Here is a 14,695-nt window from a genome sequence, read left to right on the forward strand (position 1 = left end):
GGTCCCATCAGGAGCGGCCTCAGTGTTCGGCCCGGGCGTCGGAGAGCCGGGCGATGGTCGCGGTGGCCCGGTGCACGGCGGCGCGCCGGCCGGGCGGGATCACGTCGTCGAGGAACCCGTATCGCCGGGCCAGCACGGCCTCGGCCGCGTCGTCGTGCCGCCGGGCGCCGGCCCGGCGGGCGACCTGCCACCAGTCGGCGATGTCACCCCAGCCGGGCGCGGAGAGCGACCCGCCGAAGTGCTGCACCGAGAGCGCGGCGACCAGGTTGGCGAAGGCGAGCCGGTCGGCGAGCGGCCAGCCGCCCAGGGTGCCGGTGATGAACCCGGCGGTGAACACGTCGCCGGCGCCGGTCGGGTCGAGCGCCTCCACGCCGACGGCCGGCACCGCGGCCACCTCGCCGGTGCTCGCGTCCACCGCGAGCGCGCCGTCGCCACCGCACGTGACCACCACGACCGGGGCGAGGCCGGAGAGTTTGTCGAGCGCCTGCCGGGGCTCGTCGGTCCGGGTGTACCGCATCGCCTCCACCGCGTTCGGCAGGAAGGCGTGGCAGTCGGTCAGCGCCGCCAGCACGTCACGCGACCACGCCTCGGTCTCGTCCCATCCGACGTCCGCGAAGACCAGCGTGCCCTCGGCTCTGGCCCGGTGCACCCAGCCCATCCCGGAGCCGGCCAGGCTCACGGCCGCGCTGCGCGCCGGGGGCAGGCCGTTGACCAGGCCGTCGGCGTCGGTCGGCAGTGGATGGCCATGTGTGATCATGCTGCGGTCCCGGTCGTACGCCAAGGAGACCGTCACCGGCGAATGCCAGTCGTCCACCCGCAGCGAGGCGGAGAGGTCGATGCCCTCCTGCCGGCTCAGCACCTGGTGGCAGAACTCCCCGTACGCGTCGGTGCTGAGCGCGGTGCCCAGCCCGGTGTGCAGGCCGAGCCGGCTCGCCGCGACCGCGAGGTTGGCCACCCCGCCGGGGCACGAGCCCATCCCGGGCGCCCACACCTCGGTGCCGGGGCCGGGCAGCTCACGGAGGCCGGTGAAGATGACGTCGAGGTACACCACCCCCGGCACGAACAGATCGAGCTGCTCAGGCATCGTCCGATCTTACCTCCGTGCCGATCGGCCAGGTATCCATTGATCAGCGTGGCGGGCGCAGGTCGGCGTGGGCGGCCCGCAACGCGTCGACCACCCGATCGGTACCCGCCGGGCGGGCCGCGTCGAGCGCCTCCCACGCCTCGTCGAGAGCCCTGGTCAGCTCTCGGATCCGGCCGGCGTGCTGGCGCCGCACGTCCTCCCGCACCTTCTCCACCCGGCGCAGCCAGCCGTCGTTGCCGGGCGGGGCGTGCACCGGCGCGACCGGCCGGGCCGGCGGCGGAGGAGGAGGGGCAGGCGGCGGAGGCGGCGGCGGGCTGAACTCCGGCAGGTCGGTGACCGGCACGATCGCCGCGATCGGCCGCCCATTGTCGACCACGACGGTGACCTGACCGGTCAGGCCGGTCACCCGCACCAGTTGCTGGAACCGCAGGCGCGCCTCGGCGATGGTGAGCTCGATGCGGCGGCGGATCGGTGTCGCTGGTTCTCCCATGTCGCGATGATGCCGCGCACCTATGACATTTTTCCGGCGGCACGGATCGCCCGCGGCCGGCGGATCAGACCCGGTAGGCCCGCATCAGCTTCATGACCTTCTCCGCGCCGTCGGTCAGCACGGCCAGATCCACGTCCGTGAAGATCCGGCGGCGGCTGTCGATCACGCAGTGCGCGCCGATCACCTGGCCGCCCTCGCCGATCAGCGGCACACCGAGGTAACTGCGCAGCCCGGTCATGTTGAGGAACGGGTTGTCGGCGTGCTTCGGGTCCTTGCTGCCGTCGATCACGCAGTACGGCTCGCCGGCGAGCACGGTGTGCGTGCACATCGCCCATTCCGCCGGCGTGCCCTGCGCCTCGTGCACCCAGCCCGAGACGCCGTGCCCACCGATGATCATCTGGGAGGTGTCGAGGACCACCGAGACCAGCGACACCGGCGCTTCGAGCAGCGTGGCGCTGCGCTTGGCGACTTCGTCGAGGCTGGTCCGCAGGTCGGGATTGAGCAGGTCGAAACCGGCGATCTCACGCATCCGCTCCGGGGTGCCCAGCCGGTCGAACAGGTCGGTGTTCACGTCAGCTCCTGACAGTGGTGTGTGCGGCGGCGAGATGGGTGTGCGAGGTGAGCCGGATCTGCAGGGCGAGCGCGCAGAGCCGGGTGGTCGGGTCGGCGACGGTCATCACGGGCAGCAGCCGGTCCAGGGTGAGGTCGGACCCGGCGGTCCGGACCAGCTCGTCCCAGACCCGTGGCCCGTCACCGCCGTGCACCCGCAGCACGGCGGCCCGCGCGTCCTCCACGGTGGGTCGTGACAGCCCATAGGGCGAAGGCTCGGTCATCCACGGCTCCTGCTTCGACGAGGAATGTTTCGTTCAGCGAAGAATCCATCGGCGGCGGGAAGGCGGAATCCAGGGGAATTCAGTGCCGGAACCCGCCGACCAGGTTGGTCAGGTCCCCGGCGAGCCGGGTCAGGTCGGCCGCGGCCTGCTGGGTGGCCTTGGCGCCGTCGGCGGTGGCGCTCGCCACCTCGGCGACCCCGGAGACGGTACGCGCGACGTCTCCGCTGCTCGTGGCGGCGTCCGCCACCGACCGGCTCATCTCCCCGGTGGTGGCGGTCTGCTCCTCCACGGCCGAGGCGATCGTGGTGGTGTAGTCGCCGATCTGCTGGATGACCTGGGTGATCTCCCCGATCGCGGCCGCTGCCGAGCCGCTGGACTCCTGGATCGCGCCGATCCGGTGGGTGATCTCCTCGGTCGCCTTGGCGGTCTGCTGGGCGAGCTCCTTCACCTCGCCGGCCACCACGGCGAAGCCCTTGCCCAGCTCACCGGCGCGGGCCGCCTCGATCGTCGCGTTCAGCGCCAGCAGGTTGGTCTGCTCGGCGATGCTCGTGATCAGCCGGACCACGTCGCCGATCTCCGCGCTCGCCTGGCCCAGCTCGGCGACCTGGTTGTTGGTGCGTTCGGCGACGGACATGCCCTCCTGGGCCACCCGGGCCGCCTCGGCCGCGTTCGTCGCGATCTCGGCGATCGAGGCGCTCATCTCCTCGGCGCCGGCCGCGATCGACTGGACGCCGGTGTTGACGTCCTCGCTCGCGACGCTCGCCGAGGTCGCCTTCGTGGCCGCGTCGGCGGCGCCGCTCTGCAGCTGGGCGCTGACCGTGGAGAGCTCCTCGGACGCGCCGGCCAGGGTGGCCGCGGATCCGCCGATGGTGTTGACGGTGTCCCGGAGCCGGATGACGGCGAGGTCCAGGGCGCGGCCCATCCGGCCCGGCTCGTCGCTGGAGGTGAGCCCGCTGCTGCGGGTGAGGTCGCCGTCGGCGAGTCCCTCACAGACGTCGGTGACCCGGCGCAGCGAACGGACGATACCCCGGGCGACGAACAGTCCCAGGGCGATCGCGGCGGCCAGCCCGGCCACGAGCAGCACGATCGACTGGATGCGGCTGGATTCGTAGGAGGAGCGGGCGTCGGCGGCGGCATCCGCGGCGGCGGCCTGTTCGATCTCGCTCATCTCCGAGACGTGTTCCTTGATCTCCGTGACCAGGTCCGCCATCTCCCCGTTGCGGACCGTCAGCCACGTCGTCAGGTCGTTACGCGTCCCCGCGGGAAGCAGCTGATCGTCCGCGATCTTCACGAAGGCCTGCCAGTCCGCCTGCACGTCGGCGACCATGTCGGCCGGCGGGACCGGGTCGGTGGTCTCGTACTCGTCCCAGCTGGCCTCGACCGCTTTCACGTCGGCGGCGTACTGGTCCGCGTACTGCGCCTTCGCGGTGGCGTCCTTGTTGATCGCCTGGTTCGACAGATCGAGTCGTGCCTGCGTCATGCCGTTCTGCAGCTCACCCAGCGCGGCCACGCCCAGCACGTTGGCAGAGTAGATCTCCTGCGCCGAGTCGCTGGCTCCGGCGAGCGCGCGCAGGCCCAGCACGCCGATCACGAGCGCGACCACCGCCGCGACGCTGACCGCCACCAGAACCTTGATGTTGACACTGAGATCCGCCCAGTAACCACGGCCCTTGTCCGGGGTCACCACGGCCTCCGCCGTCATCGTGCTCATGTCTTCCCGTTCGGCACCCGTGCCGCACCTGCTGAGCACGGCGGAGCGGGCCTTTTCCGGCGAAAAGGCCCGCTCGCAACGGGAGTTACTGGTGAGCCGGGGTTCCCCGCCGGATGCCGACCACGGCGACGATCGCGCCGAGGAAGCAGATCACCGCGGCGACCAGGGCGGCCACGTGCACGCCGTTCATGAAGGCCGTTCCGGCGCCGTCGACCACAGCGGCCCGTACCGCATCGGTCATGTCGGCCGAGACCGGCGCGACTCCCATGGCCACCGCGTCCTTGGCCTCGGAGAGGCCGTGCGCCATCGGCGCGGGCACGCCGGCGTCGGTGAGCGAGCCGACGAGCGTCGCGCCGACCTTGCTGCTGATCAGCGAGATCAGCACGGAGGTGCCGAGCGCGCCGCCGATCTGCAGCATGGTGGCCTGCAGACCACCGGCGACGCCGGCGTCCTTGATCGGGGCGTTGCCGACGATCGCCTCGGAGGAGGCGGCCATCACCATGCCGACGCCGAGGCCGAGGCCGACGAAGGACGGCCACATCGCGTGGTAGCTGGAGTCGGTGCCGAGCAGCAGCAGGCCGAGCGAGGCGGCACCCTGCAGGACCATGCCGATCGGCATGGTGAGACGCGGGCCGAACTTGTCGGTGAGCGCCGCGCCGAGCGGCGAGGCGACGACCGAGGCGAGGCTCAGCGGCAGGGTGAGCACCCCGGCCATGACCGGCGTGTACCCGCGGATGTTCTGCAGGTACAGCATGATGTAGAAGATCGAGCCGAGCAGCGTGAAGAAGTTGATCGCGGTGATCACCGCGCCGATGGTCAGCGCCGGGCTGCGGAACAGCCGCATCGGGAGCAGCGGGTGTTCCTGGCGGGTCTCGTACCAACCGAAGAGCACGACGATCAGCAGACCGGCGACGATGGTGCCGATCGTCGAGGCCGAGGCCCAGCCCCAGGTCTCGCCCTTGACCACGCCGAAGACCAGGACCAGCAGACCGGCCGCGAGCAGCAGCACGCCGGCCACGTCGAACTTGTGCTTGCCGGTGGAGTTCTTGCTCTCGGCGAGGACCCAGGCGCTGAAGATGAACGCGATCACGCCGATCGGCGCGTTGATGTAGAAGACCGATTCCCAGTTGACGTGCTGCACGAGCAGGCCGCCGACGATCGGTCCGAGCGCGGTGGAGACCGAGGAGACCATGGCCCAGATGCCGACCGCCATGCCGAACTTCTTCGGCGGGAAGACGGCGCGCAGGATGCCGAGCGTGTTCGGCATGAGCAGCGCGCCGAAGAAGCCCTGAGCGGCGCGGAAGGCGATGACACCCTCGATCGAGCCGGCCAGCCCGATGGCGACCGACGCCACGGTGAAGCCCGCGACGCCGATCAGGTAGTAACGGCGCCGGCCGAACCGGTCACCGAGCTTGCCGCCGAGGATCAGCGCGGCGGCGAGCGCGAGCAGGTAGGAGTTGGTCACCCACTGCAGCTCGGCGGTGCTGGCGCCCAGGTCACGCCCGATCTCCGGGTTGGCGATCGAGACGACGCTGCCGTCCAGGCCGACCATGAACAGGCCGAACGCGACAGCGATCAGGGAGAGCCAGGGCCCGCCGCGGCCTGCGGCCACCGGCGGCGAATGGGAGGGGGTGGGTGTTTCAGCGACGATTGCCGGCGGCATCGGGGGTGCTCCATCTTTGGTGCGATTGATTGGGTACGGGTGAAGCTCAGCGGCCGTCCGACCGGAGTAGGCCGGACAGTTCCGTCAGGCTGGGCAGAGCGGCACGCACCGCTGCCCGTTGCTCGGGGGCGAGCCGTTCCAGCGCGCCCAGCAGATAACCGGTGAAGAGCTCCTGCACCTGGTCGATCCGGCGCCGGGCCTCCTCGGTGGTGTGCAGCCGCACCACCCGCCGGTCCCGCTCGTCGGGTTCCCGGCGCAGCAGGTCGGCGGCGACCATCGCGGTGACCAGGGCGCTGGCGTTGTTCGGCCGCAGCTGGAGCTCATCGGCGAGCTCCCGGACCGTGATACCGGGACGGGCCCGGACCTGCCAGAGCGCGATGATCTGCATCTCGGGCGGCTTCGGGTGGGCAAAATCGGACTGGAGGCGGCGCTCAAGGTTGCGATGCAGCTGGTGGGCCAGGTGCATCAGCGCCACCGCGTCGTCCGATTCCGTCATGCCTCCATTATTAGGTATGACGGCATACCTATTTCTAGCTGATGCGTGACGCGTCACTTTTGCTCAGGCGGCGATACCGCACGTCAGGCGTGATCCGCAGGCGGCGCATCACCGGCCCGAACGGGTCGCCGAACGTGCGCGCGGCAGTGTTCAGCAGCAGGGCGGCAGCAACCATGCCGACCGCCGGCAACCCGATCAGCAGGGCGATCACCGAACCGGTCAGACCGCCCCAGACCATCACCCGCAGGCCGATGTCGGCGACCGGGATGCCGCTGGGCCGCTCCCGCGTCCAGACCGGCAGGAACGAGGTGGCGAGGGCGAGACCGATCGCCCCGAGCACGGCCGCCACGGTGAGGAAGGCCTGCGACCAGTGGTAGTGACGGCCGGCCGCGTAGGCCCCGGAGAGCACGCAGCCGAACCAGACCTTGCCCAGCGCCCACCGGCCCAGCCGGACCAGGATGTCGTTGTCGTTCGCCGGCATCGCAGCTCCTGCCGCACGGTTACCTGCGGGTCAGCCTACCGGGACGGGCCACCCTTCTCAGCCGGTTGCGCGGGAAGGATGGCACGGGACATCGGCCCTCCAATGTGAATAAACTTCACCCACCCTTGTCGACGCTCCGTTGTGACCGACCGTGATGGATCGTCCGAACGCGACAGATACATGCAAATGTTCACATTCCGCTTAGACCATTGGGATATATGGGCGCCGATATCCGCCCACCGTGAGTGATACTGCGGCCATGACATTGCTTCTGGTCGCGGTGGTCGAGATGGCCGCCGGGCACGAGGAGGCCGGCCGGCGGTACGAGGACGACGTGCTCACGCTCCTCGGCCGGCACGGCGGCGCCCTGGAACGGCGGATGCGCGACACCACCGGCGGCACCGAGGTGCAGGTGATCCGTTTCGCCGCCCGCTCCGGCCTCGACTCCTTCCTGGCCGACCCCCGCCGCGCGCAGCTGCGGTCCGCGATCGGCGAGGCGGCGCCCGCCACCCGCGTCCTCGAAGTGCGGGATCTCTAGCGCGTTGCCCATGAACGTTCACGGGTGAAGGCCCAGGCTGGGTCGTCTCCGCCGACAGCCGGCACGGTCGAGCGCGCCTGGCAGGTTCGGCGGGCTGTGCCGGCGCCCGCGTTCAGCGGATAGTGGAGCGACCGAGGCCCGCACGGTGTCCCTGTTAGCGGATCTTGGAACGATCCGGGCCGACTGGTGTCGCCGCTTGGCGGATCTTGGAACGATCCGGGCCGGCTGGTGTCGCCGCTTGGCGGATCTTGGAACGATCCGGGCCGGCTGGTGTCGCCGCTTGGCGGATCTTGGAACGATCCGGGCCGGCTGGTTCTCAGTGCGGACAAGATGGACGCTCGGGAGCACTGGCAGCCAGCCGGGAGAGGTGAGCTGGTCGTCAGCGCTGCCGATGAGATGCCGGAACAGCACTGACCACCAGCCGGACCAGCCGGTCAGCGCTCTCGGCACAGCACTGACCCCGCTGGCTAAGCCTCCCGCCTCGCCGATCTTGGAACGCGCCGTCGCGGCCGTAGCTCAGGCATGTGATCAAGCCCGGGTAACCGCTCTGGCCTACGGCTGACATCGCCCGGCCGTAGCTCACACATGTGATCAAGCTCAGGTAGCCGCTCTGGCCTACGGCTGGCGCCGCCCGGCCGTAGCTCACACATGTGAACAAGCCCTTGGAGTAACCACTCTGGCCTACGGCTCGCGCCCACGTTTCCGCCGGTAGACGACTTCCTCGATTAACCAGCGGGGACAGCACTCAGCGCCAGCCCGGCCACCGGGTGCGTTGACCACGAACCTTCACCGGGCCGCCGACGACCCCGGGCCAGCCCCACCGACAGCCGCCGGCCACGGCTCATCACGGCGGCCCGCAGAAATACCTGCGCCGGCGCGACGCCGGCACCCGCCGCCCTGACGTCTTGGCCGCCCCCGCGCCGGGGACGAGCGCGGGTCGCAGCGAACGCCGGGGACGAGCGCGGGTCGCAGCGAACGCCGGGGACGAGCGCGGGTCGCAGCGAACGCCGATAACGCCGGGGCTCACCTCGAACCAAGGCCCCCTGACGAATCAGACCCGGTGAACGTTGGTGGTCAACCCACCTGCGTGATCCGCTACGCGGCCAGTCGGAACAGCTCGGCGTGGATCTGGCGGGACGGGACGCGCAGCGATCGCAGGCTCGCCACCACCGCGCGGGTCAGCGGCGCCGGCCCGCAGACGTAGGCGTCCCGGTCGATCACGTCCGGGACCAGCGCGGACAGGTTCTCCGGGTGGAACGGCTGGTTGTTCCCGCCGGTCCGGCCGGTGAGCACGTGCAGCCGCGCGCCGCGGACCCGCGCCAGGTTGCGCAGTTCGCCGAGGAGGACGGCGTCGGCGGTGGAGCGCACCCGGTAGAGGACGACCACGTCGGAGCCGATCGCCGGGTCCTCCAGCAGCGCGCGGATCGGCGTCACCCCGATCCCGCCGGCGACCAGCAGGATGCCGGGGCGGGTCCGCTGCGCCAGGGTGAAGGCGCCGTAGGGTCCCTCGGCGTAGACCCGTGTCCCGATCGGGAGATCACGGAGCCCGGCACTGGTCGTACCGATGGCCTTGGCGGTCAATCGCAGGGAGCGACCGTTCGGCGCGGCCGAGAGGGAGAACGGGTTGACCTGCCACCAGGACTGGTGTTCCGGGAAACGCCAGAGGAAGAACTGACCGGCGGTGGCCCGCAGCCGTTCCAGATGGCGGCCGGTCACGTGCACCGACACGACGTCGCCGGACTCGGGCACGACAGCGGCGACCCGCATCCGGTGCCGGGCGTTGCGGGCCAGCGGGACGACCAGGCGGCCGGCCAGCAGCGCTCCGACGGCGAACGCCCACAGCCCCCACCAGTACACCTGGGTCCAGATGTTGATGGTGAAGGCCGTGCCCTCGTAGACCTGGTGGATCACGCCGAGCACCACGACCACGTAGAGCAGCAGGTGCACGGCGTGCCACGCCTCGTAGGAGAGGCGGCGGCGCGCGGCGCGCGCCGACAGCGCCACGATCAGCACGATCAAGGCGACCGCCACCACGCCGAGCAGCACCGGGAGCTGCCCGGACAGGCTGAGGAAGGTCTGCGCGTACGGCGCCCGGTCGTGCCGGGCGAAGCCGAGGACCACGAACGCGGGGTGCAGGATCGCGAGCCAGAAGATGGCGAAGCCGGTCCATCGGTGCCAGCTGGTCAGCGTGTCCATCCCGACGCCCCGGTCCAGGATCGGCAGGCGGGCGACGAGCAGCAGTTGCAGCGCCATCGCGAACGCCAGGTGCAGGCCGAGCAGCCGGCCGATCGAGCCGGCGAGGTTGTGCCCGGGGCCGGCCAGGACGAACATCGCCTGCACGGCGACCAGGTTGACGAGGAGAAAGGCCCCGAGCACCACGTGCGCGACCCGGGCGGAACGGCGGGCGGCGATTACCTGCGGATGGGTCACGGCGATCATCCCGGTCTCCCCTGCTGAACATCGGCGTGTACCGGGTGTACCGCCGCCGTCACTCTCCGGTTCAGTCCGTGGGTGACGGCGGCGGCACGGCTCACTGCGGAGCGCCCAGATCGTCCAGCGCCTTGGCGGCGCCGCGGTGCAGCGGCACCGGGTCGGTGGCGCGGGCGGTGTCCAGGCTGATCTCCTTGGCCGCCGCGTTCGCCTGTTCCAGCTGGGTCTTGCGGTCGAAGAGGGTCCTGGTCAGCACACAGGCCACGTCCGGGTCGAGGTCGTCGCGGACCAGCAGGACGTTCGGCACCACGATCGTCTTCACGTCGGCCGGGGTCCGGTAGGTGGCGGCCGGGATGACGCCCTCCTGGTACACCTCGTTGATCTTCTGCATCTCCGGCAGCAGCGGCGTGATGTCCAGGAACCCGACAGTGTCCGCCGACGTGGTGAGCAGATCGGTGATGCCCGGCGTGGGCAGGCCTCCGGAGAAGAACATCGCGTCGATCGTGCCGTCCTTCATCCCGTCGACGGTCTTGGCGAGGTCCAGCTTCTGCGCGCTCACGTCCGCCGCGGGATCCAGGCCGGCGGCGGTGAGCACCCGCTGCGCGATCACCTCGGTGCCGGACTTCGGTGAGCCGGTGGAGACCCGCTTGCCCTTCATACCGGCGACGTCCGTGATGCCCGCCGCCTTGCGGACGATCACCTGGGTGTAGTTGGTGTGTATCCGGGACAGCGCGGCGATCGGCTGCTTCTCGGTGAAGCTGCCGGTTCCGTTGATCGCGTTCGCCGCGGTGTCGGCGAGCGAGAACGCCACGTCGTAGGTACCCGCGACCAGCTGCTGGATGTTCTGCACCGACGCGCCGGTCTCGGACGCGGTCGCCTGCACGTTGCCGCCGGCCGTGTTGACCTGCTCCGCGTACGCGTTGCCCAGGGCGAAGTAGACACCCGTGGCGTTGCCCGTCGCGATGCCGATCCGGGTGGACTGGGCGACCTCGCAGGTGACGTCGCCGCCGGCGTCGGTCGTGGCACTGTCCTGCCGGCCGCCGCAGGACACCGTGGCCGCCGCCAGGACGCCGGCCAGGGTGATGCTCAGTGTTCGTCTCATACGCTCCTCCGGGGGATCAGGTCGGTTTGGTCGGGTCGCTCGGTCCCCTCGGGCACGTCGGGCCGGTCCGGCCTGCCGGGCCTGTCGCCCCTGCCGGACCTGTCTCTCCGATCTCTCCTACGGCGCAGAGCGGCCATGGCGACGGCCAGGACCAGGGCGCCCACGCCGAGCGCGACGGCCACCGGCTCCAGGTAGAGCAGCAGCAGACCGGCGACGGCGGCGAGGACCCGGCTCGGTGTGCCGGCCGGGCCGACGCCGAGCACCCAGCCGCCGGTGGCGACGGCCAGACCCAGCACGGCGAGGGCCGCGACGGCAGTGGTCCAGGCGACCTCGGCGAACGACCCGCGGGCGAGCAGATGCTCACCGTTGCCGGTCAGCACGAACGCGATCGGGGCGAGGAAGGCCGGCAACGCGTACTTCAGGGCCTGCCACATGGTCGGGATCGCCCGGCCGCCGGTGATCGCGCTGGCGCCCACCGCCGCCAGGGCCGTGGGCGGGGTGACCTCGGAGAGCACCGAGTAGTAGAAGACGAACATCGCCGCGGCCGGCGCGGGGACGCCGAGCGCGAGCAGGGCCGGCCCGATGATCACCCAGCCGATGATGAAGCTCGCCGTGACCGGCACCGCGAGACCGAGCACGGCCAGCGCGAACGCGGCCAGGACCACGGTCAGGCCGAGCACCGCCTCGGGGTTGTCGGTGACCGCCCGCGCGCCGTTGACCAGCAGCGACGCGAGCTGGGCGCCGAGGCCGGTCTTCGTGGTCGTGGCGGTGATGACGCCCGCGGCGGCGCAGACCGCGACCACCGGCAGCACGCCGCGCACCCCGGCGGAGAGCGCCTCGAACGCCCGCCGCGGGGTGAGCCAGGCCCGGCGGTCCAGGAACGACAGCGCGGCGGCCAGGATCGTCGCGTAGACCACCGAGCGGGTCGCGGACTCCCCCATCGCCAGCAGCACCACGATCATCACGAGCGACGAGAAGTGGTACCCGAATCGGCCGAGCAGCCGCCACGCGCCGGCCCCTTCGGGGGACAGCGCCCGGACACCGTAGCGCCGCACGTCGATCTCGACGGCGAGCAGGATGCCGAGGTAGTAGAGGACCGTCGGGATCATCGCCCAGCCGAGGACGGTCAGGTAGGAGACGTTCAGGTACTCGGCGACGATGAACGCGGCCGCGCCGAGGGTGGGCGGGGAGAGGATCGCGCCGACGCCCGCCGCGGCCAGCATGCCGCCGGCCTGCTCGCGGGGGTACCCGGCGCGCCGCAGCATCGGCCAGGTGACCGCGCCGACACTGACCGCGGTGGCCGTGCCGGATCCGGAGACGGTGCCGAGCAGGAAGCCGGCGGCCACCGCGGTGCGCCCGGCGGCGCTGCGCGACTTGCGGAAGGCGGCGACCGAGAGGTCCACGAAGAAGCGGCTCGCGCCGGAGAGGTCGAGCACCGCGCCGTAGATGGTGAAGAGCACGATGTAGGTGGCCGCGACGTCGAGCGGTGTGCCGTAGAAGCCGCTGCCGGAGTTGTAGAGCGCGTCGACGATCTGGGCGAAGTCGAGTCCGGCGTGCGCGATCGGCCAGTGCTGGGGCAGCAGGCCGCCGTAGTAGCCGTACCCCAGAAAGATCGCGCAGACGATCGGCAGCGCCCACCCGGTGGTCCGCCGGCAGGCCTCCACGACGAGGAAGAGCAGCACCGCTCCGAAGATCACGTCGACCGGCTCGAGCAGGCCCTGCCGGTCCAGGAACGCGTTGTAGCCGCCGGCGAACGGATTCACCGGATAGAGGCACACCACCAGGGCCGACCCGGCCAGGATCAGGTCCGGCCAGGTGGGCCTGTCACGCTTTCCACCGAAACCGCTGTGGTACGCCAGGAAGACCAGTGGAAGAGTGCCGGCCAGAAAGATGATCAGGTAGAACTGGCTGCCCTGCGCGAGCGGCCGGAACACCTGCCCGAGCACCAGCAGGGCGACAGCGAAGGCGACGATCGCGACGACGGCGCGGAACCGCCCGGTGAGCTCGCGGGCTGGGCGCTCCTCCTCGTCATGGTGCAGCAACTCAAGAGATCGATCAGCGCCCATGAAACGGACAGTACTATGCCCGCTCTTCTCTGTAACGAGCGTCTACTCGGATGAGTTATCGGCGGCTGATCTCGAACCTCCGGACCGCGCCGGTCAGTTCGTCCGCCATCCCGGCCAGCTCCTGCGCCGCCGACCGGGAGCCCTCCAGCCCGGCCGTGGTCGCCTGCGCGGCGTCCGCCACGTCGCTGATGTTGCGGGCGATCTCCTCGGCGCCGCCCGCCGCCTCGGTCACGCTGCGGCTGATCTCGCCGGCCGTCGCGGTCTGCTCCTCCACGGCCGAGGCGATAGTGGTCTGGTAGTCGCTGATCCGCACGATGACCTCGGAGATCCGCTCGATCGCGGTGACCGCGCTGGACGTGTCAGTCTGGATCTCCTGCACCCGCTGGCTGATCGTCTCGGTCGCCTTCGCGGTCTCCTGCGCCAGCTCCTTCACCTCGCCGGCCACCACGGCGAAGCCCTTGCCCAGCTCACCGGCGCGCGCGGCCTCGATGGTCGCGTTCAGCGCCAGCAGGTTGGTCTGCTCGGCGATCTGGTTGATCACCTTGACGATGTTGCCGATCTCGTTCGACGACTCGCCCAGCTTCGCCACGATGCCACTGGTCTCGTGCGCCACCGAGACCGCCTCGCCGGCCACCCCGGCCGCGTCCGAGGCGTTCGTCGCGATCTCCCGGATCGACACGCCCATCTCCTCGGCCGCCGCGCTCAGCGTGTGCACATGCCGCGCCACGTCCTCGGCCGCCTGCTGCGCGGCGGCGGCCCGGTCCGACGCGGTGGCTGCGCCACCGGCGAGGTTGTCGTTCACCGAGTTCAGGTTCCGCGACGATTCGAGTACGGTCGCCGCACTCCCGTTGATCACCCCGACCGCGTCCCGCATGCTCGACGTGGCCTGCCGCAGGGCGTCCGCCATCTGCCCCACCTCGTCCCGGCTGTGGATGTCCGGATCCCGGGTCAGGTCACCGCCCGCGACCGACTGGAGCACATCCGTGACCTTACGGACCGGCCCGACCACGGCCCGCACCGCCAGCACCGCCACGAACAAGCCGATGATCAGCCCGAGCAGGCCGATGACCAGCACCTGCGTCGTCACCGAGCTCCTCGCGTCGGTGACCTCGTCGGTCGCCGCGACCGCCTCCGTGGCGTGCGCCTGCTCCAGGACGGCGAACTGCTCGTCGACCTCGGTGAAGACCGTGGTGGCCTCGTTCCACCCTTTCCAGAACCCGGGCAGGTCGCTGGAGTTGGACGCCGGCAGCATCACGTCGTCGCGCAACTGCAGGAACTTGTCGTAGTTCGCCTTCAACCCGGAGGCGGTCTCCGCGTCCGCGGTGAGCGGCGCATACTTCCCCCAGGTGTCCGCGACCCGGTCGTCCAGCTCCGCCACCTGCGTGGTGATCTTCTCCCGGAACGCGGCGCCCGACATGAAGTAGTTGAGCGCGAACATCCGGGTCCGCAGCACGTCCTGGTGCAGGCTGGCGAGCAGCGAGATGGGCGTGACCCCGTGGTCGTAGACCACCTTCGACTTGGTCTCGACGGTCCGCAACCCACCCACGGCAATGCCGATGACCACGGCGCACGCCACCGCGACGGCCACGACCGAGGTGAGCATCTTGACCGCCAGAGGCAGGTCCGCGAGCCGCTGCCACGGCGAGCGAGACATACAGAGGTCCCCTTCCGCGCAGTCGTTCCTCCCCACTCGTAGTTCGGCAGCACTCTCCCATCCCTGAGTCCCTGGGCCACCGTCCCCACCCGCCCGAAGCCGCACGCAACGCCGGCGCAGCGTGGATCAGCCCGCACGCAACGCCGG

The 14,695-nt window shown here is 70.8% G+C and carries 13 protein-coding genes; 1 reads left to right on the top strand and 12 read right to left on the bottom strand.

Going from position 1 to position 14,695, the window contains the following annotated elements:
* Nucleotides 1–19: 19 nt before the first annotated feature.
* From AB0F72_RS05955 to AB0F72_RS05990, 8 genes are all read right to left on the bottom strand, one after another.
* Complete coding sequence (locus tag AB0F72_RS05955; RefSeq protein WP_360425822.1) at nt 20–1,084, bottom strand: PfkB family carbohydrate kinase; 1,065 nt, start codon at nt 1,082–1,084, stop codon at nt 20–22.
* A gap of 43 nt (nt 1,085–1,127) precedes the next feature.
* Nucleotides 1,128–1,574, bottom strand: a complete 447-nt coding sequence (locus tag AB0F72_RS05960) for a hypothetical protein (protein WP_360425825.1) — start codon at nt 1,572–1,574, stop codon at nt 1,128–1,130.
* A gap of 64 nt (nt 1,575–1,638) precedes the next feature.
* On the bottom strand, nt 1,639–2,145 hold the full coding sequence (locus AB0F72_RS05965) for a GAF domain-containing protein (RefSeq protein WP_360425828.1): 507 nt from the start codon (nt 2,143–2,145) through the stop codon (nt 1,639–1,641).
* Between the two features lies 1 nt (nt 2,146).
* Entirely contained in the window at nt 2,147–2,407 is a 261-nt protein-coding gene (locus AB0F72_RS05970) for a hypothetical protein (RefSeq protein ID WP_360425831.1), read from the bottom strand.
* A gap of 79 nt (nt 2,408–2,486) precedes the next feature.
* Nucleotides 2,487–4,118: a methyl-accepting chemotaxis protein gene (locus AB0F72_RS05975; RefSeq protein WP_360425834.1), complete on the bottom strand. Its 1,632-nt coding sequence runs from the start codon at nt 4,116–4,118 to the stop codon at nt 2,487–2,489.
* Between the two features lie 85 nt (nt 4,119–4,203).
* A complete protein-coding gene (locus tag AB0F72_RS05980; protein ID WP_360425837.1) occupies nt 4,204–5,730 on the bottom strand; it encodes an MFS transporter in 1,527 nt (508 codons plus the stop codon).
* 97 nt (nt 5,731–5,827) lie between these two features.
* Complete coding sequence (locus tag AB0F72_RS05985; RefSeq protein ID WP_360425840.1) at nt 5,828–6,277, bottom strand: MarR family transcriptional regulator; 450 nt, start codon at nt 6,275–6,277, stop codon at nt 5,828–5,830.
* A 34-nt stretch (nt 6,278–6,311) separates the two neighbouring features.
* Nucleotides 6,312–6,758, bottom strand: coding sequence for a hypothetical protein (locus AB0F72_RS05990; RefSeq protein ID WP_360425842.1), 447 nt, complete (start codon nt 6,756–6,758; stop codon nt 6,312–6,314).
* Between the two features lie 259 nt (nt 6,759–7,017).
* Between AB0F72_RS05990 and AB0F72_RS05995 the strand changes: the two genes are divergently transcribed.
* Complete coding sequence (locus AB0F72_RS05995; RefSeq protein ID WP_360425845.1) at nt 7,018–7,296, top strand: hypothetical protein; 279 nt, start codon at nt 7,018–7,020, stop codon at nt 7,294–7,296.
* 1,095 nt (nt 7,297–8,391) lie between these two features.
* On the opposite strand, the gene AB0F72_RS06000 is transcribed toward AB0F72_RS05995, so the two are convergent.
* From AB0F72_RS06000 to AB0F72_RS06015, 4 genes are all read right to left on the bottom strand, one after another.
* Nucleotides 8,392–9,735, bottom strand: a complete 1,344-nt coding sequence (locus AB0F72_RS06000; protein ID WP_360425848.1) for a ferredoxin reductase family protein — start codon at nt 9,733–9,735, stop codon at nt 8,392–8,394.
* A gap of 91 nt (nt 9,736–9,826) precedes the next feature.
* Nucleotides 9,827–10,828 carry a TAXI family TRAP transporter solute-binding subunit gene (locus AB0F72_RS06005; protein ID WP_360425851.1) on the bottom strand — a complete coding sequence of 334 codons (1,002 nt, stop codon included), beginning with the start codon at nt 10,826–10,828 and terminating at the stop codon, nt 9,827–9,829.
* Nucleotides 10,825–12,894, bottom strand: a complete 2,070-nt coding sequence (locus tag AB0F72_RS06010) for a TRAP transporter fused permease subunit (protein WP_360425854.1) — start codon at nt 12,892–12,894, stop codon at nt 10,825–10,827. Before AB0F72_RS06010 ends, AB0F72_RS06005 begins: the two co-directional genes overlap by 4 nt.
* 55 nt (nt 12,895–12,949) lie before the next feature.
* On the bottom strand, nt 12,950–14,548 hold the full coding sequence (locus AB0F72_RS06015) for a methyl-accepting chemotaxis protein (protein WP_360425857.1): 1,599 nt from the start codon (nt 14,546–14,548) through the stop codon (nt 12,950–12,952).
* Nucleotides 14,549–14,695 lie beyond the last annotated feature (147 nt).

The sequence above is a fragment of the Actinoplanes sp. NPDC023936 genome (assembly GCF_040639325.1).
In the GTDB taxonomy this organism is placed as follows: Bacteria; Actinomycetota; Actinomycetes; order Mycobacteriales; family Micromonosporaceae; genus Actinoplanes.

Bases quoted from the DNA above. Each gene is read 5' to 3' on its own strand.
- AB0F72_RS06015 (WP_360425857.1), bottom strand. From the start codon at position 14,548: ATGTCTCGCTCGCCGTGGCAGCGGCTCGCGGACCTGCCTCTGGCGGTC.
- AB0F72_RS05995 (WP_360425845.1), top strand. From the start codon at position 7,018: ATGACATTGCTTCTGGTCGCGGTGGTCGAGATGGCCGCCGGGCACGAG.
- AB0F72_RS06005 (WP_360425851.1), bottom strand. From the start codon at position 10,828: ATGAGACGAACACTGAGCATCACCCTGGCCGGCGTCCTGGCGGCGGCC.
- AB0F72_RS06000 (WP_360425848.1), bottom strand. From the start codon at position 9,735: ATGATCGCCGTGACCCATCCGCAGGTAATCGCCGCCCGCCGTTCCGCC.
- AB0F72_RS05990 (WP_360425842.1), bottom strand. From the start codon at position 6,758: ATGCCGGCGAACGACAACGACATCCTGGTCCGGCTGGGCCGGTGGGCG.
- AB0F72_RS06010 (WP_360425854.1), bottom strand. From the start codon at position 12,894: ATGGGCGCTGATCGATCTCTTGAGTTGCTGCACCATGACGAGGAGGAG.
- AB0F72_RS05955 (WP_360425822.1), bottom strand. From the start codon at position 1,084: ATGCCTGAGCAGCTCGATCTGTTCGTGCCGGGGGTGGTGTACCTCGAC.
- AB0F72_RS05970 (WP_360425831.1), bottom strand. From the start codon at position 2,407: ATGACCGAGCCTTCGCCCTATGGGCTGTCACGACCCACCGTGGAGGAC.
- AB0F72_RS05960 (WP_360425825.1), bottom strand. From the start codon at position 1,574: ATGGGAGAACCAGCGACACCGATCCGCCGCCGCATCGAGCTCACCATC.
- AB0F72_RS05985 (WP_360425840.1), bottom strand. From the start codon at position 6,277: ATGACGGAATCGGACGACGCGGTGGCGCTGATGCACCTGGCCCACCAG.
- AB0F72_RS05975 (WP_360425834.1), bottom strand. From the start codon at position 4,118: ATGAGCACGATGACGGCGGAGGCCGTGGTGACCCCGGACAAGGGCCGT.